This is a genomic window from Ensifer sp. LC384 (genome assembly GCF_001695865.1).
Classification (GTDB): domain Bacteria; phylum Pseudomonadota; class Alphaproteobacteria; order Rhizobiales; family Rhizobiaceae; genus Ensifer.
In genome coordinates, this window is the sequence record NZ_MBST01000047.1 from 1 (window position 1) to 19,353 (window position 19,353).

Sequence of the window (19,353 nt, forward strand, 5' to 3'; positions counted from 1 at the left end):
AACCGACCTGTCGCTCGCTCCTCTACGCGGCAAATGGAAACCCTCTGGCCGAAATACGGATGCCAGCGATAATAGACCTCGACTTCATCGCCGACATGGGCAGAATGAACGGGGCATTGCCATGAACCGCCGCAACGCGCTGTTTGCAGGCCATGACGAGGGCGGCCGCAATTGGGCCCGGTTTGCCAGTCTGATCGGAAGCTGCAAGATGAACGGTGTCGAGCCCTACGCCTACCTGCGAGATCTCTTCATCAGCCTGGCCAACGGTCATCTCGCCAAAGATATCGACGCACTCATGCCGTGGGCCTATGCGCACCGCCGGATCAGCGCCTCACAGTGAGCTCGTCCGGGACTCTTCGATGAGCTCACAGGACATCCGCAAGCGATAGACCTGACCGCTGCAACCGCAAAATCAATGGGGTGGAGACGCCGCATACACAGCAATGAAAGACGAAGGCCTTTCTCTCAAAGAGATCGTTCGATGAACTGTGGGCGCAACGAATGGCCCACGGCTTTCATGATTGACGGATAGGTTTCTGGCGCCCGGTCAGAACTTCTGCTTGGCCCGCTTCGGCATAAAGTAGGTTCGGATATTGACGAGTGCGTCGGCGACGTCAGCAGCATCCTGGCTTGTCGCTTTCCGTTTTGCCTCGCCGAGCTTGCGGATAGGTGCGATGATATCCCCAGTGACGGCATGACCTCGAAGGACGGGCCCCCAAAGCTTAGGCGCGTATCCTGTTCCCAGCAGAAAGCAGAGGTCCCAATCGAAGATATCAAAGGTCTGATCATCGATCCTGGTGAACCTGGGCCGGTGGTCTTTCGGTGTTTCGGAAAGGCTTGCCGAGATGCGGTTATACTCTGCAACGATCGTCTGCACGGCTTGATGTTCGGTCGTTTCCATCGGCAGGTTCAGGGCATCCGGACCGGTCAATTCCGGGATCCATTGGCGTGGGTCGATGAACTTCGGACCGATGATGAGCGCCGTAAGGTAGCCATCGGGACCGCTCATTGACCAAATTGGCGTTGCCGGACGACGTCCCCTGATAAAGGCTTCGAACGCCTCGTCGTCGAGCTTTGGTCGTTCCGTCGTCTGTGTCATGCCGCTCGTCGCTCCTGCTGTGTCATCGCTTCACGCTCAGCCATCCAGGTCCAAGGCAGGAGACTTTCTATCTCGTTGGCTTTCACTTTGCCGGAGATGATCCGCTCCAACACATCGGCAAGCCAGACCTCGGGATCCACGCCATTCAATTTACAGGTGTTGACGAGGGATGCGATGACCGCGAAGGTCTTGCCGCCGTGCGCGCTGCCTACGAACAACGAGTTCTTTCTCGTCAGAGCCACGGATTTCATTGAACGCTCGACCACATTGGAGTCTACCTCGACGCGGCCATCATCGAGGAAGGCTGTCAGCCCGCCCCAGTGGTTGAGTGTGTAGGAGACCGCCTTGCCAAGCGCCGACTTCGACGACACCTCGTTGCTCAGTTCCGTGAGCTTGGCCTTCAGCACTTTCATGATGGGAGCTGTATCGCGACGTCTGACGATGAGCCGGGTATCGGCATTTTCCCCGCGCAAGTCCGCTTCGATGCGATAGATTTCGGCGATCCTGGCGAGGATCGACAAAGCCTCCGAAGAGCCGGTCAGTTTGACGACATCGACGAACTTGCGTCGTGCATGGGCGAGACAGAAGGCCAGTCGCATGGGGACGACATTGCTCTTTCCACGACGCTTGACCATGGTTTTATAGGCTTGGTACCCATCAACCTGAAGCACGCCGGCAAACGACGACAGTTGCCCCTCGACCTCGCGAGCGCTACGGCTTTCGGCAAAAGTATAGGCCACCGCCGGCGGCGCCGGACCATTCCATGGGCGATCGTCGATCGCTTGCGCCCACAACTGGCAGACCTTGGTTCGTTTGCGGCCCGGATCGAGCCGCGGAAGCGGCGTCTCATCACAGAACACCCTCGGCTGGGAGCGGATGAAGGCGGTGAGCGCATCGTAGAGAAGCTCAAGCCACCAGGCGACCCGCTTGACCCAGGCGCCGAGCGTGCCGCGATCGATGATCACGCCGCAGGAGGCAAGCATCTGGGCTTGACGATGAAGCGGCAGATGCCAGGCAAACTTCGAAACGGCGATATGAGCTGCGAATGCCGTGGTCACCATGCCGCCATCCATCACGCATGCTGGTGCGGGCGCTTGTACAATGGCATTCTCGCATGCCCGGCAGGCATAACGTGGCCGGGTCGTCCGTTTCACCCGGACAACGGCAGGCACGATGTCGAGCGCCTCGCTGACGTCCGTGCCGATGCAATGCAGTTCGAACGAACAGCAGGGGCAGACCTTGGTCTCCGGCTCGATGAGCTCGTCATAACGCGGAAGGTGCTTGGGCAAGTGGCCGATATTGCGCGCTGGAGGTCGCCGCGCCGGTGTTACCCGGCCGGCCACGGGCGCAACATCGTCATTGGCCGCAACGGGAATGTCGCTGAGATCGCCAAGGTCAAGGATCGCCTGTGTCGCATCGACCGCCGTCATCTTCTCCGATTTCGGGCCAAAGAGCTGACCTTCAAGGAAGGCCACGCGCGCCTTAAGGTCGGCATTCTCTTCGTTGAGCGAGAGAATGATCCGGGTCAATTGCGCAGCGTTTTGAGGCAAGGGATCGTGTCGAAGCGGCATGACGGATCCTACCACGCAGGCCAGAATCATCAAGCAAAACCAATAGGATCAACCTACTTTCAAGGGGCGTTTTACCGGGTTCTGCGTCACCCTTGTCCAGTCGATACCGGCCAGCAAAAGCGAGAGCTCTTCGCGCGTCATCTGCATGGCGCCATCGCGGATCGGCGGCCAAACAAACTTGCCCGCCTCAAGCCACTTCGTCGCCAGGATCATGCCGGATCCGTCCCAATAAATGCAGCGAAGTCGATCGAGACGCTTGGCGCGGAACACGAACACGTCGCCGCAATACGGGTCAGCCGCAAGCGCCGATGCCACCAATGCCACCAGGCCATTCATGCCGCGCCGGAAGTCGACAGATTGCGTCGCAACCATGATCTTCACTCCACCAGGGGAAAGTCCGATCACCGGCGCCCTCGCAACGCCGCCACGATCGCTTGCGCCAACTCGGGCGCCACCGTACCGATCACGGTCATGCGCGCGCCAGCAATCTCGATCTCAATCCGACCTGCGGCGAAGTGGGCGGCATCCGATCGAGAGCCCTGGTGGGCCGCTTGATCGCCGACCACCGCTACCGGCACGAACATCGCCTGCTGCGCACAGACCTTGGCCGAGCGACGAGTGGTCAGCCCGGCATCAATCGACGCCAAACATTCAGCAAGCCGCGATTGACGCCCCAGCGCCGAGCAACAGCAGAGATATTCACATCAGGCTCCGCGCTTTCCGCAAGGATGCGCGCCTTCTCCTCGTCAGTCCAATTCCGCCGCTGGCGACGACCGGTGATCACCTCGATCCGACGATATATTCCCTCATGCTTGGCTTCATGCATGCCTTCATCCATGACTTCAAGCATGGCATCAGCGCGATCTCCAACCATCCCGTTCCGCTCCTATCGGTGAAGAAGCTTATCTCGCGGCCTCGATCACAAAAGGAAAGGTGGGCTGTTCGTAGCGCTCACGATGAACTGGCGTCAGTCGCGGAACAGTGCGCAAGATTTCCCGTGGCATTCAGGACGATGTATTCCGTGTTCGGGAAAGCTCGGTGGGTTCAAGGATGAAGTGCGACTTGCGATAGATACCAATGGGTTGTCACGCGCGAGGAATGGCTCATGAGACGCACCTACTCCCAAATCGATATGGATGAACGTCGCAGGATCGCCCGCTGGCGAGCGGCTGGCCTGAGTGCCACTGTGATTGCCGAGAAGCTTGGACGACATCGCTCGACGATCTTCCGGGAGCTCAGGATACGCAAATGCCGGAGCTCAGCGGCTACTACTGCGTCACGGCCAACGAGATGGCGCGCGACCGCAGAGCCAAGCTGCGTAAGCTTGCACGGTTTGCGCATGTGCGCCGATCGGTGATTGAGCGGATCATGCATGGTTGGTCGCCGCAACAGATCGCCGGCCGGATGCGGCTCGAGCGTCATCCAATTTCCGTCAGCTACGAGACGATCTACAAATTTGCCTATTCTGCCGACGGCCAGGCCATCAAGCTATGGCGGCATCTGCCGGAACGGCGTGCGAGACGTCGCCCGCGACATGCCAGGCGGCGCTACGGCCGCCGTTTCAGTCCGGAACTCAACATTCTCCATCGGCCGACACCGTCGCCGCGCGCAAGCAATTCGGTCATTGGGAGTGCGATCTCATTCAGTTTCGCAAGAAGTTCGGCAAGGCCAACGTGACGTCGCTGGTTGAGCGGGTCAGCCGCTTTGCGGTCTTCCTGCGCAACAACGACCGGCAATCGAGGCCAATTATGAACGGGTTGATTGAGGTGCTTCAGTCCCTGCCCCACGCTGCTCGACGCTCCATCACCTTCGATCGGGGTACCGAGTTCAGCGAGTGGCCCTATCTGCAGGCGGGCATCGGAACACAGACATGGTTTTGCGACCCGCAGTCGCCCTGGCAGAAAGGCACGGTCGAGAACACCAACGGCCGGGTTCGCAAGTGGCTTTCGAGAGAGGTGGATCCGCTGTCGATCACGGATGGTGACCTGAAGAACATCTGCGATCGGCTTAACTCGACACCGCGGAAGTGCTTGGGCTACCGAACGCCTGCGGAAGTCTTCCGCAAGAAACTGCTCGCGCAAATGCGACGTGTCGGTTAGCGTTGCACGCGCAAGTCGCAGTTCGCCATGAACTCACACTCCCTTGAATCCTATTTGCCGATCCTTGACGCGCTCTGGATTGGAGGCTGTCACAATGGCGCGGATCTGTGGCGACGTCTGAAAGCGAGAGACTTCAGAGGATCGCTGAGGGTGGTTACCGAACGGACGACCCGCCGCCGGCGTGCTGATCGCCTCTGCCTGACCGACCTTCAACACGTCCCTTCGGCCCGTAAAATTGCCCGCATACTGACAACCAGCTGGAACAACTTGACGAAGACCGACGCCGTTATTGTCGCCAATATCGAGAAGAGTGTCCCAGCGCGGGCTACGGCGAGAACTTTGCTTGAGCTGTTCCAGGCCATGATCCGCAAGAGAAATACATCCGACTTGAGCCCCTGGATCATCGATACCAAATTAAGCCTAATTGCCTCCTTTGGGAACGGCGTTTCCAAAGACATCGATGCCATTCGCAATGCGATTGAACAGCAATGGTCAAGCGGTCAGGTCGAAGGCCAGTTCAACAAACTGAAAATGGTGAAGCGGCAGATGTATGGGCGGGCAAGAGTCGATCTCCTCCAAGCCCGCCTTGTCGGACCATCATAATCGAACGTCATCGAAAATGCGTCTGACCCATTTTTGGACGTCCCGTCGGAAAGCCCGACCGACGAACGGCTCAAGTGAGGTAGGATCACCAAGGCAGGCAACCGAGCGGATTGATACGACGGTAAGACGATGGAAGTGATAGATGTTATGCTGGAGGATTTCGATTTACGACGATGCTTCTGGCGTAGAACCCACTCGATAATTCGTCATAATTACGCTCTCGCTTGAAGAGGCCTCCGAGATGTCCGCATTTATGGTAAAGGCATAGGAAAAGTGGCAACCGTCTCAGAGATGCCCAAAGCCGCGCCCATCCCAGCCGACAGCAGCCCCAACTAAATGGTCCCGCGGATCGCTTACCGCGAATTATCCCTGCGAGTGTGGCAGAGAAAGCATTTACATAGTTCGGTCTATCGGCTTTTTTCCGGCCTCCATTTGAGAGGGACTGGCTATGCATCAGGACAGGAAAAAGAGCGAGGAGCAAGAAAAGCGTCAACCGGTCGAAGACGATGTCCGCTTCTACAATCCGTGGGACGAGCAATTCAAGACAGATTTCAAACAGCCGCAGACTGACTTCGAATCTTAAGTTACGTCACGTAGCGGGTTGAGTTGTCTTTCTTAGCAGAGCAAATGCAAAGCAGCTCGCATTTATGTTACGAGCGGCCTTAACTAAAACCCTCCGAGGCTACATCAATGTTTTCCCAATTCCTCAAGAGCGCCGTCAATAAACGCCCCCCGACGCGGCCGGCCGAGCTTGTACCTCATACCCACATCCCTAACGTTGACGTGATCAACGTTTTTAATACGAACGTGAGTGCAACGAATATCCGACGCGTTTTGGAAGTGGGAACGCGACGAACTGCACCCGGCCGTAAAACACACAGTCGTGACTATTTTCCGCACATTGCGGACGAGAACTATGTGCGGCTAGACATCCGTGACGGGATCGACGTGGACTTCATCGGAGATCTGCATGCACTGCCGCAGGAATGGACCTCGAGTTTCGACCTTTTCATCGCGGACGCTGTCTTTGAGCACCTCGAGAGGCCTTGGATTGCTGCAAAGGAAGTCTCACGGGTGCTGGCACCGGGAGCAATTTTTCTAGCCGTGACCCACCAGTGTTACCCGATCCATGGCCACCCCAGCGACTTTTTCCGATTTAGCACAGAAGCTCTGCGGGTGATCTTTGAGGACGCCGGCCTAGTCGTGGAAGCCGTAGAGTACAGCGACCAGTGTATGATCGTTCTTCCGGAGCACCTACTCCCGTACAAAATGATTGAGAGCTGGAACCGAGAATTCCCATCATACACAATGGTTCGCGCAACAGGCAGGAAGCCCGCCTAAGAGCAGTCGTTCGACTATCCAGAAGAGACTGAACCGAAAGCGCTAATTGCTCCGACGACGCGTCAGTGAGCAAGCGCCCCTGTCATACGACCAGCGGTTAAACCCACGCTCGTAGCTCCAGTAGCGGGATCTAACTTGTTTACTGCGCCTACGATCCCCTTGATCCCTTGAATTTCAGAGCGATTGCCATCGCCGAGGAGGTAACCAAAAATTATCAACTTTCCTGCATTGTTTCCGAGCACGGCAACCTCCCGGAATTAGGCATGGCAATTGTTAAGGGTGAACCACTCACCAATGCCTTCCGGGCGTAACCGACCGGTTGTTACCGCGGAGATTTCGCTTTGAAGCGGGCGACCAGCTCCTCGTCGTCGAAAAAGCAGTCGAGGAAGTCGTTCCATTCGTCGGTTGAACGGCGGGCGTGGGAGAGCATCTGTTCCAGTTCCTCCATGCCGTCGTCTGTCAGCGCGGTGATGGATTCGTCCTCCCCGTTATAGACGCTGATGATGCTGCCGTAGGTCAGATTATCATTGTTGGAGATGATTGCCCGGAGAAGCTCCGGATCCTCGCCAAGAATTTCAGCGACATATTTGATCGTACGGACATAAGTGATTGTTGCCATCAGGCTGCCTCGGCGCAGATGACGGCGACAGGTGACCAATTCCAGGGAAGCAGTTCGTCGAGGCGATTGATCTTGTGATCGTGGATGCGGTCGAGCACATCGGCCAGATAGGCCTGCGGATCGATGCCGTTCATCTTGGCCGTCTCGATGATCGTCATGGCACGCGCCAGGGTCTCCGCGCCGGTGTCGGCGCCAGCGAAGAGCCAATTTTTTCTTCCAATTCCTATCCCCCGTTCATTCTGCCCATGTCGGCGATGAAGTGGAAGTTCATTACCGCTGGCATCCGTATTTCGGCCAAACAGTTTGCATCCGTCGTGTCGATCAGCGGGCGACAGGCATATTTTTCCAGGTTTTGGGTCCGGTAGGCATCGTTGTTATGATCGCCGGATGGATGATCGATCCTGTGACGTACGCCAGCATGACCAGGGGAGCGGCGCGCGTCGCGCTCGACATGAACCTGACTAGCATAGGACAGGGCGAGTATCCATAAAAACAAGCAGATTCAGTGAGATAAATTCAACCAACACGCGCCGGCGGAGCGCCCCAGTTGGGACGTCGCCAATCGATCCCTTCCCAAAGCATGGCCAGTTGCGCCGTTGTCAGCCGGGCCGTTCCATCTGCTGCTGAAGGCCATGGAAACCGCCCCTTCTGCAAAATTTTGTAGTACAGGCAGAAGCCCTGGCCATCAAAATAAAGAAGCTTCAAACGATCGCCACGTCTGCCTCGAAAGGCGAAGACCGCGCCGCCTGTCGGCTTCTGGCGCAATACATCCTGCGCAAGCGCAGCCAAGCCCTCTATTCCTTTGCGCATGTCCGTGATCCCGCAGGCCAAGTACACCCGCACGCCGGTCCCAGGTCCGATCATGCCGCCTCCACCGCGCGGATGAGCCGCGTCAGGGTGGCGCCATCCACAGCACTGTCGAACCGAAGGCTGCGACCGAAGTTCAACCGCAACTCGATCACCCCCGACGGGTCCTGACGGTTTCCGCCGACCTCGGTCTGCACAACATTCATGTCCACCGGAACAAACACCGCATTCGCAGAAGACGGCAAAAGTCCCTGCTTCTTCAGTTCACTGCGCCAGGTGTAAATCTGCTGCCGCGTCAGATTGTGTCGCTGCGCAACCTCAGTAACCGTCCCCCCGTCGATCCCAACCGACAAGACAATCTCGAGCTTCTGTTCGTCGCGCCACCGGCGCCGACGTTCCTGCCCAAGAATTTCCACGCGCATCGCATACCTCGCCCAAGACACGTCGCTAACGACGTCGTTAAACACGTGTCTTAGGCCATCACGACGATAGCCGGCAGGCGGTACCAATCGGGCGGTTACTTCCGGGCCACCGTCGACATCCCAGCCTCGATCCACTGGCAAACGGATCAATCGCTCCAATGATATCCTTGGGGATCGTCGTAAGGAGCGTTTTCATCCGATCGCTTCACTACGAAACCGCACTCGGAGTGGCTTGCACACACATTAATGAATGTCATCTCAATAGGCGCGGAATTGACTCCAGACTGAAACCAGATGAAATCGCCGAGCCATTGGCGCTCAATTCCTCACTTCGATAACATCGACTCGCGAACCTGGCGTCCGATGAGAAAGACGACCGGCGCTTGCAATTTTGGTTCTCAACCTTTAACGCCACGTGGCGAGAACTCGGTGCTTGGTGTAAATCTACGCTATTGGATGTCACATGTCTTACGAAAGAGAATATCTGCTGCAAGGCAAATATAACAGGGCTCTAAACAAAATCGCAGAGTTGGAAGAACGGCTCAGAACAAGTGAGCTGCGGGTCGCGACAGGTACCCTTTCCGATAATTCTGCGCTTGAGGCGCGAGATTCCGAAATCTTGCAGAACCAGTTGCTTTTGCTTCAGCAAGATCTTGAGGCAGTTACCTTTGAGCGCGATGTCGCGAGAAGTAAGCTTCTTGCTCTGGGTCATACCGACGAGCTCCCAATGGCTCGCAATGTCATAAGCGCTGACTTGTCGAACGACGGCCGCGCCATCCGACTTATCTTGGAGATCGACAGATGCATGGCTCAACTACGACAAGAGTTGGGCATTAGATCCGAGCCATCATCCGAAGAAAAATAATGCGACGCGCTTCGATACTATTCACCTGCAGGTAGATTAAAATGACTTCTGATCCCTTGGTAAGCATAATATTGCCCACTTTTAATAGGGAGCGTTGGATAGAAGCTTCTGTGAGCAGCGCGCTCAGTCAGACTTATAAGAACATCGAAATAATCCTGATCGACGATGGTTCAGTTGACAACACCAGAGAGATCTTATCCAAAATTGATGACCCGAGGCTACGCTATCATTATCAGCCAAACAGAGGTCGGTCTAACGCGAGAAATCACGCCCTCTTACTAGCTGAGGGGCATTACATTGCATTTTTAGATTCTGATGATCTGTTCCTCCCGGATAAAACGCGACTCCAGGTCGAATATCTTCAATCTAACCCTGGAACAGGCATGGTTTATACATCTGCGCAGTGCATTGGCGAGAATGGAGAACCAATCGACTACGAATATATCGCGAACCGATCTGGGATGATCTATAAGGACGTTGCCTTTTTTAAGCCGGTCACGATAACCTTGCCGACCGTGATGACTTATCGACACGTTATCGATGCCGTCGGAGGCTTCGATGAGGAAATGTATCGCTTCGAAGATACCGATATGTGGCGTCGCATCTCGAAAGAGTATCGTGTGGATGCGATGCCAGCATATACTTGCTTACTCCGCACCCACGACAATAACGACATAACATCTCAAAACCCCGATGGCATCGTTAAAGCGCTGGATTATTACGCAGCAAAATTACTAAAGGAAGACTCAGACATCGGAGAAATTATATTGAGGGACGGCCTCCGAGCGCTTTTCGAATACTATGCGAAGTCTTTTGAGGTCTACCCGCAGTTTTCTAAACATTCATCTCATTTGATGGAGCGCGCAAGAGCTTTTTGATTTCGGTTAGGCCCGGTCTCGGATGAACACAGAGGGTGTCGGGTTGCAGCTACGGTTTGAAAACCCGAAACACACGATCATAACCGGCCCGAGTAATCGAGTATTGGATCTTGTTGGCTCAGTACCTGACGGTTGCGGCGGACGCTGAAGCCTCTTTCAGATCGTAAGATCAGCGAATACCGATGGCTGTCCAACAGAAGCTCGCATCGGCCGGTTGCTGCCGGACATTGACAGTAATAATCGAAACGAGGTTGCCGGAAGTGAAGAGGCGCTGAACACTGCGCACGTTCCCATCCATCACTGATGCAGTGAATGCGAAATCACTGGCAGTAAGATGAACTGGCATTGCAATCGTATAAGTGCCCACTGCTGTGCGCACACAAGACCATTCGGCAGGCATGCTGACAGGCATCCCATTATCCGCGATTTGCCCGCCGAAGTTTAGTCCCATGGCGCCGAACGCCACCGGATATTCAACGGCATGCGCAAACTGATGTTTGTCGCCACCAAGATTGAGCGTCATGTCAGCAGGTGCAGACGCCAAGATAGCTCTGCGCATGACATCCGGTACATAGGATCCTAAACTTTCAAACCTGTTGCCTCGCACATTCAGTGCCAGGTAGACCGAATTTTCAACATAGATGTGGTTCTGCACGTAGTGGACCATATCTAGAGACGCGAAAGAACTGTCCTCGATATTGTACACAGTGCCGCCGTTGATAACCTGTGCGATGTAGACATCCGCCCTACCGGCATTGGCCTCGAAATATGTGGAGCGGATGTTGACGCCAACGCCGCTTTCGGTCCCCGCATTCGCGAGATACATGCCGCCCCGAAAGTCATCCGAGACGCCCCATCCGTTACCTTCGATAACACCTTTAAAATCGACGACGCCGGCTTCATCAATTCGGAGCCCCCAACGCTTGTTGCGGCCAAACTCTCCCGAGATGCGAAGCGCGTTCGGGCGGCTTACAAACTTTTCGCCATCAATGAGGTAATCTGCGTACAGTCCGTAGACATTGTCCCTACAGACTAGATCGATTTTGGATGATAAACTGTTATTCAGATAGACCCCTCGCTCGAAGCCTCCACTCCCGTAGCGCCCTTCCGCAGCTACCTGAGAAATTTCACACCAGGGCGTGCGGGAAACCACCAGGCCCATGCCGCCGTCCGTTGTGGCATCTTTGTAAAAGCCGACCTTTTGGATAGATGTACGAGCGCAGCCCTCAATAGTGAGGAGGCTCACGTCGCCAGCTCCAGAAATGAAGCAACTGGCTCCCGGCCCAGCGCCGAGCAGGCCCGGCGTCTTTTTTTCATCCGCCATGGTCACCATCGCGCCGATGCTGGTGCGGTAGCATCCGCGGGGCACATAGATGTCGCCACCGAGGAGAGAAGCATAGCCATAAACGTCGGCCATAACGGAGCCATTGTCGTAGCCGCTGCTGCCGGACGTCGCATCGCCAATCGCACCCGCCATGGTGACGTCTATCCTCGGTTCGCTGATTTCCCACCAGCCTCCACCGCGTGCTGGCTCCTTAAGATTGTGGGCAGGCTCGGCATCCACCTTTCTATAAAGCGCTGCACCTAGCCGACTGTTGAGGTTATGCTGCGAAGTCCGAACGATGCGCACATCGTCAGTAACCTGCGGCAGGTCGCTGACCTGCATGACGTTAAGCGCTCCGGAGATGCTTTTCGCTGCGGGCGACCCGACCTCGCTGAGGGCGGCTGCTGCCACCCTTTCCGGGTCTTGCGGCTGCATGGAGGAGATGCGTGATCCCGTAGTGAAATGAGTGCTACACACATCGGCTCCAGCCAACAGACCGGCATTTAGGAATGAACGTCGTTTCATGGGAGCTCCTGTCGACCAAGTGGCTAATCCGACAGGAATTTCATGCCGGCAGCAACCACGCCTCGATGATATTGAGGGCCAAGGATGCACGCTGCTTCAAAAGTGCACCCGGCGATGGGTTGCCTTTACGTTCTGGAAAGCCAGACCGAAAGCTCAACACCACGGCAATGAAAGCAGGATGGCTTGAAGAACTCACCGCACGGTCTAACGTCAGAATTATTTTCGAGACGACCCGACATTGAACACTTAAATTCGAAACTCTCAACACGAGCCATTCTTATCATCCAGCCTACCAGCGAACGCCTACAATCGCCTTATTTTATAGAAATCAATGTTTGCTCCAAACAGTTCCGCCCTAACAATGGCGCTGAACGGAAAGCGCATGTTGCGTTTCCCAGGCGTCCCGATTATGTCCCTTTCGCTAAGAGCTGTGTTGACAGCAGGCCTTGACAGGATACATCAATGCTTTTGAAAAGGTTGTTTCATTGGAAGCGAATTGCAGGCGCCGAGGCGACCGAGACAGTTTTTGACCAATACTGCCACGATATACCGACGGCGCAAAATGCCGTAAGTGCTCTGACAGGCTGGACCTCCCAGTTCCCCCCGTCGGCGAATGTTTCGGCTGGCAGCCATCCGCTCTTTGCAGATACTCGGATTGAGTGGGCGCTCCAGCATGCCGGCCCCATGGCTGACAAACGCATTTTGGAAATAGGCCCGCTCGAGGGCATGCATACCTACATGCTAAACCAACATGATCCCGCCGTGATCGACGCAGTCGAGGCCAACAAGCAGTGTTTCCTTCGGTGTCTGGTCACTAAAGAGATCCTATCCATAAACCGGGCCCGATTTCACCTTGGCGATGCGCTCAAGTGGCTCGAAGCAACAGAAGCCAAGTACGATCTGGGCATCGCATCCGGCGTCCTTTACCACATGGCGGATCCCGGCCTTTTCCTGCAGCTTTTGGCTGCGCGATGTGATCAATTATTCCTCTGGACCCACTATTTCTCCGATACTGCAATGCCGGCAGAAGACGTTAGGCGGCTTGCCTTCAGTGGGAAATCAAGTCAGCGCACTATCGAAGGTGTCCCGCTCACTTATCACGAGCGACGCTACTTCCAAGCGAACGAAAGCAAGGCATTCTGCGGTGGAATGAGAGATCGGCACTTCTGGATATCCCGAGAGGATATTCTCGAGTTACTCTCTGCTCTCGGTTTCGTCGACGTCGAAATCGCACATGACGAACCTGCTCATCCGGGTGGACCGTGTTTTTCCATATTCGCTCGGCGGGCGGCCCCGTTTGGGACCTGATCAGCCGCGCCTACGGTCCACGCGCAATGTAGATGTGCAACAAATGAAGCGGACGGGCGTGAATCTGCGTGGACGGAGAAAGACCAAAGCATTGCTCGGACAAACGCATGATAGGATTCAGGAGAGGCACAGAGACTTCAGTTGCGACAAGTTTAGCATCGAAATTGCAGTGCTCTCGATTGCGAAAACCGACACTCAATCCGATTCAACGACTTGCTCTCTGGCGGGCTGCGCCATGTCAAACTCGACCGTGACCAAGCACATCATGGGATTTCGCTTTCGGGAGGCGAAGTATGCTTTTCAACGTTGAGTTTGACTCTGGTGATACTGTCGTTGGTTACCTGATTCCTGACGGCTTCTCGGAAACGCCACGCATTCGGGTTTCCGACGATAACGGAGAGATTGGTGTCTTTGCTTGCAATGACTTGCGGCCTCAGGTGACCGCCTCGGGTCGTCACGAAACGGGAATGGTGGGTTTCCGCCTCAATGATGAAAACGTCCCGAGTATTGCGACCCGTGAAAACCTCGCAGTTCATGATGCCAAGACCGATTTGCTGATCTATAGACGCATCACAAAAACTGCTCCGCTTCGACGCAAAATCATTAGGCTCGAGACGCAATTGTTGCCGATGATCCGTTTCGATCAGTACTGTGGCCGTCTCTTCCAGTACGAACTTTTCGCCGCCGAACGTCTGGGCCACGAAACGACATTGCAAGTCTTTCATCTCAACGCCGTCGACTCCATATATCTGAGTGGTCGGCTCCTTATGCGGAATTATGAGGAGTTCCTAAGCAAAGGCTTCGAGGGAATCGTGATGCTGACGGACCCATATTATGAAATGGCCGTCCGCATATTCCTGTTGAAGCGCATGGCTAAAACCCCGATTTCCTTCATAGGTGAGCGGGACAGGCTTATCTTAGGGCCAGCGACGGAATACTTTGCAGATGCCAACCTTGAAGACCATTCTTCACTTCGTTCGCTGCTCAAGAAGGCACCGAGCAAGGTGAGCAGCGTGCTTGCCTCGCCGGTTACGCGGCAGCTTACCACGACTACGCCTGAACAACGCATATCTCGCCGAGAGATCGCTCCGGCTATCGATCTTCTTTCACGTTTTACTGTCGTTGGGCACCAACAAGACATTCCATCTTTCCAGTCTGCGGTCGGCAAGACCTTAAATATCGCAGTCGACGACTTGGTTGTTCCACCGCGACAAATGTTGTTGAGCGAACTTGCCAGCAAGTTACGCATGCTACCTATTGCTGAGCTCATGCTGGAAGAAGATCTTATTTTCGACCACTATGTGAGGCAGGCGATGACGTCAGGTAGCTCGAATTCATGGAGCAACGATGCGAACTGAACGCTCAAGTCGTTTTGAAGAACCAACATCCCCTCAACAAGAGAGGGTTATCAAACCGTTACGGGCGCTTTCCTTTTCATCGTGGCGAAGGCATGCGCCTGTTCGGAAAGTCGATCGTGATGATGTCATATTATCTCTGAATGAGGGGGTCGATCTCGCTACGTCCCCTGGAGGGAAGCCTCCGATCAAGTTTTTGTCCTTCTGCCTGATTGTCCTAATTCCGTTTTTTGCCTTTCTCTGTTATTTTGTGTTCGGTGCAAGCGATCAATATACGGCGGAGGCACGCTTTGCCGTCAGATCGATCGCCGAACACGATTCGAAGGATAATACTGATAGCGACGTGCTTAGCATGAGCTCTGCAGGCCAAGATGCTTTCGTCGTGACAAGTTTCATACACTCACATGAAATCCTGGAACGCATCGGAAAAAAAATTGACTATCGTTCGATGTTCGCACGCCCTGACATCGACTCATTCTCAAGGTTCGACAAACAGGGCTCAACAGAAGAGTTTGCTAAATATTGGCAGCGTCAGGTTACTGCTTACATTGATGGCCCGTCGGGAATAGTTACATTGAAGGTCCGGGCTTTCCACCCGGACGACGCCAGACTGTTGACACAGGCAATCCTCGATGAGAGCGAGCAGCTCATCAATGAACTTAATGTACGCGCCCAGCGCGATCTGATTTCCAGCATTAGCGGTGAAGTCGAAAGAACGGGCAAACGCTATTCTGATTCTCTCGCCGCCCTGAATCGCTTTCAGCAGAGTGCCGGGCTCCTGAGCCCGCAAGCCCAAGCGACAGAGACGGGGAAGCTCCTGACCGGGCTTTTAGGTGATAGACTGAAGCTTGAGACGCGGCTTTCCATCCTGAAAACATCGGCGGCGGATAAGTCGCCAGCGTACGACCAGTTGGTCCGTGCCCGAGATAGTCTCGCCAAGCAAATTGAAGCATTGCGCGCTGAATTGACCGGGCCTGAAAACGCCAGCATAGCAAATGCGATTCTCTCTTTCTCAAGGCTGGAAACCGATAAGCTCGTAGCGGAAAAACTCTACGAAGCGTCTCGGAACAACTACGACTCCGCGTTAGCGGCCTCGCTTAGGAAGGCCCTCTACATCATGGTCTTTGTTCATCCGACGATTCCGCAGGAGTCGCTCTATCCCAAACGCGTCTCCACCCCCCTCTTTATCGGGCTGGCACTCGTCGTCGCATGGGCTACGCTGATGTTGTTGTGGGCCTCTATCGAAGACCATAAGCTTTAGAGAATGAAGGCAGCTTCGCCATGAGCGCATTTGCGAGTATCTACCTGCGAGCGGTCAGGTCTCAGGTTGCCCGTGACGCCAATGCCGAGGACCGTAAATGATCCGCTTCTCTAACGTCTCAAAGTTTTTTAAGACGCAGCAGCATCGCAAGGTGATTCTCGATCGCGTTACGATGGAATTTCAGTCCGGATACTCCTATGGATTGCTGGGAGTGAACGGCGCCGGGAAATCCACAACTATGCGGATGATTGCTGGCACCATTCTTCCGAATTCGGGGGCTATCAAGAAAAATGTGCGGGTTTCATGGCCACTTGGCTTTGCCGGTGGCTTCCATCCCAATATGACCGGCAAGGATAACCTTAATTTCGTAGCCCGAGCCTATGGTGAAGACCCCCTGCGCGTCAGTCGCTTCGTCGAAGACTTTGCCGAGCTTGGCGACTACATCAATGCTCCGGTCAAAACCTATTCATCCGGTATGAACGCGAGACTGGCCTTCGGGCTCTCGATGGCCATAGAGTTCGAATGCTATCTGGTGGATGAAATCACCGCAGTAGGCGATGCTCGCTTCCAGGAGAGGTGCAAGGTCGCATTTGAAAATCGCAGAAAAAACGCTGATGTGATTATGATCTCGCATGGGATGGACACGATTAAAAGTTATTGCGACAAGGCCATGGTACTGGTCGATGGCAGGCTCATGATTTTCGATACAGTGGAGCCCGCGATCGAGGCCTATTATCGCCTGAACCGATAGGCCGAGGAGTAAGCGGGCGGATAGCCCCTCAAGCAAATACGACGTCAACCGCGGGCATTGCTGGAAAACACCAAACGATTACCGCATCGCCGAAAGGTTATCAGCAGCGGTTCGAACACTGTGCGCCCGTGCCGCTAGCGCTTATCCGACACTGTCGGTTCGTCGCCTCCAAGCATCGAACTCGCGCCTGCCTCGGCTTGATGCTGCCAAACCTTTTGCTACCAGTCGTGCTCAAATCGCTCATTGTCGACCCACTGCAGTTCGCAAGCGGCCGATCGAGGTCAGGGGCAGAGGGCCGGCGGCACGCTCGCCATTTTGGCCACGGCAAAAGGTATTAAATGAGAATAAGCGGCATTCCCGCTGCCAAAACGTGTGGGAGAGACTTATGTTATCAGTATAATCGCAGGTGCCTGAGTGTTGGCAAGCCCATTAGCCCGAGCAATTTCACTGAGAGAAATGTTGAAACTTCGTGACGCTCTTTACTGGCTTCTTCCAAAGCCATCGTCCCAATACACGGGTAAAGGCATGACCCTGCCGGCAACCCGAGTGCTTGTAGTGTCGAAACACCCGAATCCTACCTACAGCTATTATCTTGAAGAGCGGCTGCGGAGGTGTGGGCTTCCCTTCCATGTTCAAGATCTTGATGATGATCTGGGGGGATTGGATCCCGACGGCATGTTCGTTGTGATATGCAGATACATCACGTCTCGTCAGTTGCGCTGGGTTGAGTTCAATCGACCTCGCCTCGCGGGTGTCGCCCTCTTCATAGACGACGACCTTGCAGCAATCGTAAGTGGAAGCGATGGCAGTTGGGGTTATAAGTTCCGGCTGCTGCGGCTTGGCATCAAGCCACTATACCACCTCAGAAAGGTGTTGGATGCGGTATGGGTATCGACGCCGGAATTAGCTCAGAGACTTCCGAGCTCAAATCAGGTTCCGCTCGTAATGCCGCCGTTCCCGGTCCCGTTCCCGCAGCAGAACGACCACGGAAGAAATCAGGCTGACAGCCAACAGATGCTCAAGCTTGTGTACCACGCTACAGGGATTCACCACCGTGAGCACGACTTCCTGAGGCCTATCATTGCGCGCGCCCTGGACGAACATCCAACCCTTCGATTCGAAGTGATTGCAGATGGCAAAATAGGCGCGCACTGGTCCGCAATGAATATCGCCGAAGGTCGCCTTATGGTTCGAGATAGTCTGCCTTGGCCGGAATATTTGTCCTACACAGCGCAGTCCGGAGCCGACATCGCACTTGCGCCGCTGCTGGAGAGCAGAACAAACTCTTCACGCTCCGATACCAAACGCATCGATATCGCCCGAATGAAAGCAGCGGCCATTTTTTCGAGGTCGCCCGTCTTCGATCGATGCGCCACGGAGGGCGAGCTCCATGTCGACAACACTGCCGAAGATTGGTTGTCGGCAATCAGGCTTCTGGTTACTGATCCCGCGCGTCGAGAGATAGCACGAAAGGCAACGGCGGCTTCAGTAGTAAAGATGGCGACCGTGGCGTCACCCGATTTTCCTCTAACATAGCCTTCGATTGCCGCTAGCCGCCGTCTCTCGCTCCTTTCCTGTTCTGTGAACCTCCAACCATCACAACTTCGAGCTGTATTAGTGCTGCGTATTCCGGTGATGCCGGACGGCTATTCCAATCTGAAGCCGGACAGGTATTCCAATCTCATGCCGGACACGATTCCGATTTGAAGCCGGACAGTTGGCGTGCCCCTGGGTCGTATGTGTTTTTGACCTGAACCGCGTCTCGCGGTCAAGCCGGGGTTGCTTGACCGGTGGTCACGGCTTTCTGTTTTCGCATACTCTCGCCGCTGAGCTCGATGCGATAGGCATTGTGTACGAGGCGGTCGAGGATGGCATCGGCAATGGTTGGGTTGCCGATCATGTCGTACCAGTGATCGATCGGGACCTGGCTTGTGACGATGGTGGATCGCTTCTCGTAGCGGTCCTCGATGATTTCCAGAAGATCGCGACGCTGCTCGTCGTTGAGCTTCTCCGGACCCCAGTCGTCGAGGATGAGCAGGTCGGTCCTCGCCAGCGCCTTTAGGACTTTCGGATATCTGCCGTCGCCGCGCGCCAGGGCAAGTGTGGCGAAGAGCCTGGGGAGGCGATGATAGGCAACGGAGAGGTCCTCACGGCATGCCTTGTGCCCAAGAGCGCAGGCAAGCCAACTCTTTCCGACGCCGGCGGGTCCGATCAACAGCAGGCTGTGGCGCTGCCTGACCCAGTCGCAGCCGGCCAGCTTCATGAAGAGATTGCGGTCGAGGCCGCGGGCGGCGCGGAAGTCGATATTCTCGATCTGGGCGTCGTGGCGCAGCTTGGCGGCGCGGGCTCTCGCCTCGAAGCGCTTCTGGCGGCGGGTGGTCGCCTCGCGTTCGAGCAGCAGGGCAAGCCATTCGCCATGCTCGAGGCTTCTGGCTTCCGTTTGCATCTCGAGTTCCTGATAGGCGCTTGCCATGCCTGTCAGGCCGAGTTCGCGTAGCATGTCGATGGTTGGGTTGATCAGCATC

Annotated in this window: 18 protein-coding genes and 3 pseudogenes; 11 read left to right on the top strand and 10 right to left on the bottom strand. The window is 55.3% G+C overall.

From position 1 onward, the window contains the following. Nucleotides 1-340 (top strand): transposase domain-containing protein (locus tag BC363_RS26775; RefSeq protein WP_244519954.1); only part of this gene is annotated, 340 nt, incomplete at its 5' end. A 207-nt stretch (nucleotides 341-547) separates the two neighbouring features. Here BC363_RS26775 and BC363_RS26780 read toward each other — a convergent pair. The 4 genes and pseudogenes from BC363_RS26780 to BC363_RS26795 form a co-directional block, all read right to left on the bottom strand. After that, nucleotides 548-1,099 (bottom strand): UPF0149 family protein, encoded by a 552-nt coding sequence (locus tag BC363_RS26780; RefSeq protein WP_065785983.1) that lies wholly within the window; start codon nucleotides 1,097-1,099, stop codon nucleotides 548-550. Beyond that, the gene (locus BC363_RS26785) at nucleotides 1,096-2,670 is read right to left on the bottom strand and encodes an IS66 family transposase (RefSeq protein WP_065786002.1); all 1,575 of its coding nucleotides are present in this window, start codon (nucleotides 2,668-2,670) and stop codon (nucleotides 1,096-1,098) included. The genes BC363_RS26780 and BC363_RS26785 overlap by 4 nt, the downstream gene beginning before the upstream one ends. A gap of 48 nt (nucleotides 2,671-2,718) precedes the next feature. Next, nucleotides 2,719-3,075, bottom strand: coding sequence for an IS66 family insertion sequence element accessory protein TnpB (gene tnpB / locus BC363_RS26790; protein ID WP_065785984.1), 357 nt, complete (start codon nucleotides 3,073-3,075; stop codon nucleotides 2,719-2,721). Then, nucleotides 3,072-3,544, bottom strand: a pseudogene (locus BC363_RS26795) (transposase). The gene tnpB (BC363_RS26790) and the pseudogene BC363_RS26795 overlap by 4 nt, the downstream one beginning before the upstream one ends. A gap of 231 nt (nucleotides 3,545-3,775) precedes the next feature. Here BC363_RS26795 and BC363_RS26800 point away from each other — a divergent pair. From BC363_RS26800 to BC363_RS35230, 3 genes and pseudogenes are all read left to right on the top strand, one after another. Beyond that, nucleotides 3,776-4,769, top strand: a pseudogene (locus tag BC363_RS26800) (IS30 family transposase). A 27-nt stretch (nucleotides 4,770-4,796) separates the two neighbouring features. After that, a complete protein-coding gene (locus tag BC363_RS33860; RefSeq protein WP_083223674.1) occupies nucleotides 4,797-5,372 on the top strand; it encodes a transposase in 576 nt (191 codons plus the stop codon). 918 nt (nucleotides 5,373-6,290) lie between these two features. Beyond that, nucleotides 6,291-6,713, top strand: coding sequence for a class I SAM-dependent methyltransferase (locus BC363_RS35230; RefSeq protein WP_065785985.1), 423 nt, complete (start codon nucleotides 6,291-6,293; stop codon nucleotides 6,711-6,713). A 322-nt stretch (nucleotides 6,714-7,035) separates the two neighbouring features. Here the strand turns inward: BC363_RS35230 and BC363_RS26815 are convergent, their stop codons facing one another. The 4 genes and pseudogenes from BC363_RS26815 to BC363_RS26835 all read right to left on the bottom strand — a co-directional run bounded on the left by BC363_RS26815 (nucleotide 7,036) and on the right by BC363_RS26835 (nucleotide 8,561). Further along, nucleotides 7,036-7,332, bottom strand: coding sequence for a hypothetical protein (locus tag BC363_RS26815; protein WP_065785986.1), 297 nt, complete (start codon nucleotides 7,330-7,332; stop codon nucleotides 7,036-7,038). Then, nucleotides 7,332-7,559: pseudogene (locus BC363_RS26820) on the bottom strand (transposase domain-containing protein); the annotation flags it as partial. The gene BC363_RS26815 and the pseudogene BC363_RS26820, both read right to left, overlap by 1 nt. Nucleotides 7,560-7,848: 289 nt before the next feature. Continuing rightward, nucleotides 7,849-8,196 (bottom strand): IS66 family insertion sequence element accessory protein TnpB, encoded by a 348-nt coding sequence (gene tnpB / locus BC363_RS26830; protein ID WP_065785989.1) that lies wholly within the window; start codon nucleotides 8,194-8,196, stop codon nucleotides 7,849-7,851. Next, nucleotides 8,193-8,561 (bottom strand): transposase, encoded by a 369-nt coding sequence (locus BC363_RS26835; RefSeq protein WP_065785990.1) that lies wholly within the window; start codon nucleotides 8,559-8,561, stop codon nucleotides 8,193-8,195. Before BC363_RS26835 ends, tnpB (BC363_RS26830) begins: the two co-directional genes overlap by 4 nt. A 463-nt stretch (nucleotides 8,562-9,024) precedes the next feature. Between BC363_RS26835 and BC363_RS26840 the strand changes: the two genes are divergently transcribed. Continuing rightward, a complete protein-coding gene (locus tag BC363_RS26840; RefSeq protein ID WP_065785991.1) occupies nucleotides 9,025-9,426 on the top strand; it encodes a hypothetical protein in 402 nt (133 codons plus the stop codon). Between the two features lie 41 nt (nucleotides 9,427-9,467). Further along, nucleotides 9,468-10,304, top strand: a complete 837-nt coding sequence (locus BC363_RS33870) for a glycosyltransferase family A protein (RefSeq protein ID WP_083223676.1) — start codon at nucleotides 9,468-9,470, stop codon at nucleotides 10,302-10,304. A 169-nt stretch (nucleotides 10,305-10,473) separates the two neighbouring features. Here the strand turns inward: BC363_RS33870 and BC363_RS26850 are convergent, their stop codons facing one another. Then, complete coding sequence (locus BC363_RS26850) at nucleotides 10,474-12,153, bottom strand: hypothetical protein (RefSeq protein ID WP_141690441.1); 1,680 nt, start codon at nucleotides 12,151-12,153, stop codon at nucleotides 10,474-10,476. A gap of 462 nt (nucleotides 12,154-12,615) precedes the next feature. Here BC363_RS26850 and BC363_RS26855 point away from each other — a divergent pair, with 462 nt between their 5' ends. The 5 genes from BC363_RS26855 (at nucleotide 12,616) to BC363_RS26880 (ending at nucleotide 18,364) form a co-directional block, all read left to right on the top strand. Then, on the top strand, nucleotides 12,616-13,461 hold the full coding sequence (locus BC363_RS26855) for a class I SAM-dependent methyltransferase (RefSeq protein ID WP_065785994.1): 846 nt from the start codon (nucleotides 12,616-12,618) through the stop codon (nucleotides 13,459-13,461). Nucleotides 13,462-13,754: 293 nt separating this feature from the next. Beyond that, nucleotides 13,755-14,819 carry a hypothetical protein gene (locus BC363_RS26865; RefSeq protein ID WP_065785996.1) on the top strand — a complete coding sequence of 355 codons (1,065 nt, stop codon included), beginning with the start codon at nucleotides 13,755-13,757 and terminating at the stop codon, nucleotides 14,817-14,819. Continuing rightward, nucleotides 14,809-16,077: a capsule biosynthesis protein gene (locus BC363_RS26870; protein ID WP_065785997.1), complete on the top strand. Its 1,269-nt coding sequence runs from the start codon at nucleotides 14,809-14,811 to the stop codon at nucleotides 16,075-16,077. The genes BC363_RS26865 and BC363_RS26870 overlap by 11 nt, the downstream gene beginning before the upstream one ends. 97 nt (nucleotides 16,078-16,174) lie before the next feature. Beyond that, a complete protein-coding gene (locus BC363_RS26875) occupies nucleotides 16,175-16,828 on the top strand; it encodes an ABC transporter ATP-binding protein (protein ID WP_065785998.1) in 654 nt (217 codons plus the stop codon). A gap of 525 nt (nucleotides 16,829-17,353) precedes the next feature. Beyond that, complete coding sequence (locus BC363_RS26880; RefSeq protein ID WP_244519955.1) at nucleotides 17,354-18,364, top strand: hypothetical protein; 1,011 nt, start codon at nucleotides 17,354-17,356, stop codon at nucleotides 18,362-18,364. Between the two features lie 232 nt (nucleotides 18,365-18,596). On the opposite strand, the gene istB is transcribed toward BC363_RS26880, so the two are convergent. Further along, on the bottom strand, nucleotides 18,597-19,352 hold the full coding sequence (gene istB, locus BC363_RS26885; protein ID WP_065786000.1) for an IS21-like element helper ATPase IstB: 756 nt from the start codon (nucleotides 19,350-19,352) through the stop codon (nucleotides 18,597-18,599). Between the last annotated feature and the right edge of the window lies 1 nt (nucleotide 19,353).

Bases quoted from the DNA above. Each gene is read 5' to 3' on its own strand.
- BC363_RS26875 (WP_065785998.1), top strand. From the start codon at position 16,175: ATGATCCGCTTCTCTAACGTCTCAAAGTTTTTTAAGACGCAGCAGCAT.
- BC363_RS26835 (WP_065785990.1), bottom strand. From the start codon at position 8,561: ATGCGCGTGGAAATTCTTGGGCAGGAACGTCGGCGCCGGTGGCGCGAC.
- BC363_RS33860 (WP_083223674.1), top strand. From the start codon at position 4,797: ATGAACTCACACTCCCTTGAATCCTATTTGCCGATCCTTGACGCGCTC.
- BC363_RS26880 (WP_244519955.1), top strand. From the start codon at position 17,354: ATGACCCTGCCGGCAACCCGAGTGCTTGTAGTGTCGAAACACCCGAAT.
- BC363_RS26815 (WP_065785986.1), bottom strand. From the start codon at position 7,332: ATGGCAACAATCACTTATGTCCGTACGATCAAATATGTCGCTGAAATT.
- BC363_RS26840 (WP_065785991.1), top strand. From the start codon at position 9,025: ATGTCTTACGAAAGAGAATATCTGCTGCAAGGCAAATATAACAGGGCT.
- BC363_RS26865 (WP_065785996.1), top strand. From the start codon at position 13,755: ATGCTTTTCAACGTTGAGTTTGACTCTGGTGATACTGTCGTTGGTTAC.
- BC363_RS26780 (WP_065785983.1), bottom strand. From the start codon at position 1,099: ATGACACAGACGACGGAACGACCAAAGCTCGACGACGAGGCGTTCGAA.
- BC363_RS26850 (WP_141690441.1), bottom strand. From the start codon at position 12,153: ATGAAACGACGTTCATTCCTAAATGCCGGTCTGTTGGCTGGAGCCGAT.
- BC363_RS26870 (WP_065785997.1), top strand. From the start codon at position 14,809: ATGCGAACTGAACGCTCAAGTCGTTTTGAAGAACCAACATCCCCTCAA.
- BC363_RS26785 (WP_065786002.1), bottom strand. From the start codon at position 2,670: ATGCCGCTTCGACACGATCCCTTGCCTCAAAACGCTGCGCAATTGACC.
- istB (WP_065786000.1), bottom strand. From the start codon at position 19,352: ATGCTGATCAACCCAACCATCGACATGCTACGCGAACTCGGCCTGACA.
- BC363_RS26855 (WP_065785994.1), top strand. From the start codon at position 12,616: ATGCTTTTGAAAAGGTTGTTTCATTGGAAGCGAATTGCAGGCGCCGAG.
- BC363_RS33870 (WP_083223676.1), top strand. From the start codon at position 9,468: ATGACTTCTGATCCCTTGGTAAGCATAATATTGCCCACTTTTAATAGG.
- tnpB (WP_065785989.1), bottom strand. From the start codon at position 8,196: ATGATCGGACCTGGGACCGGCGTGCGGGTGTACTTGGCCTGCGGGATC.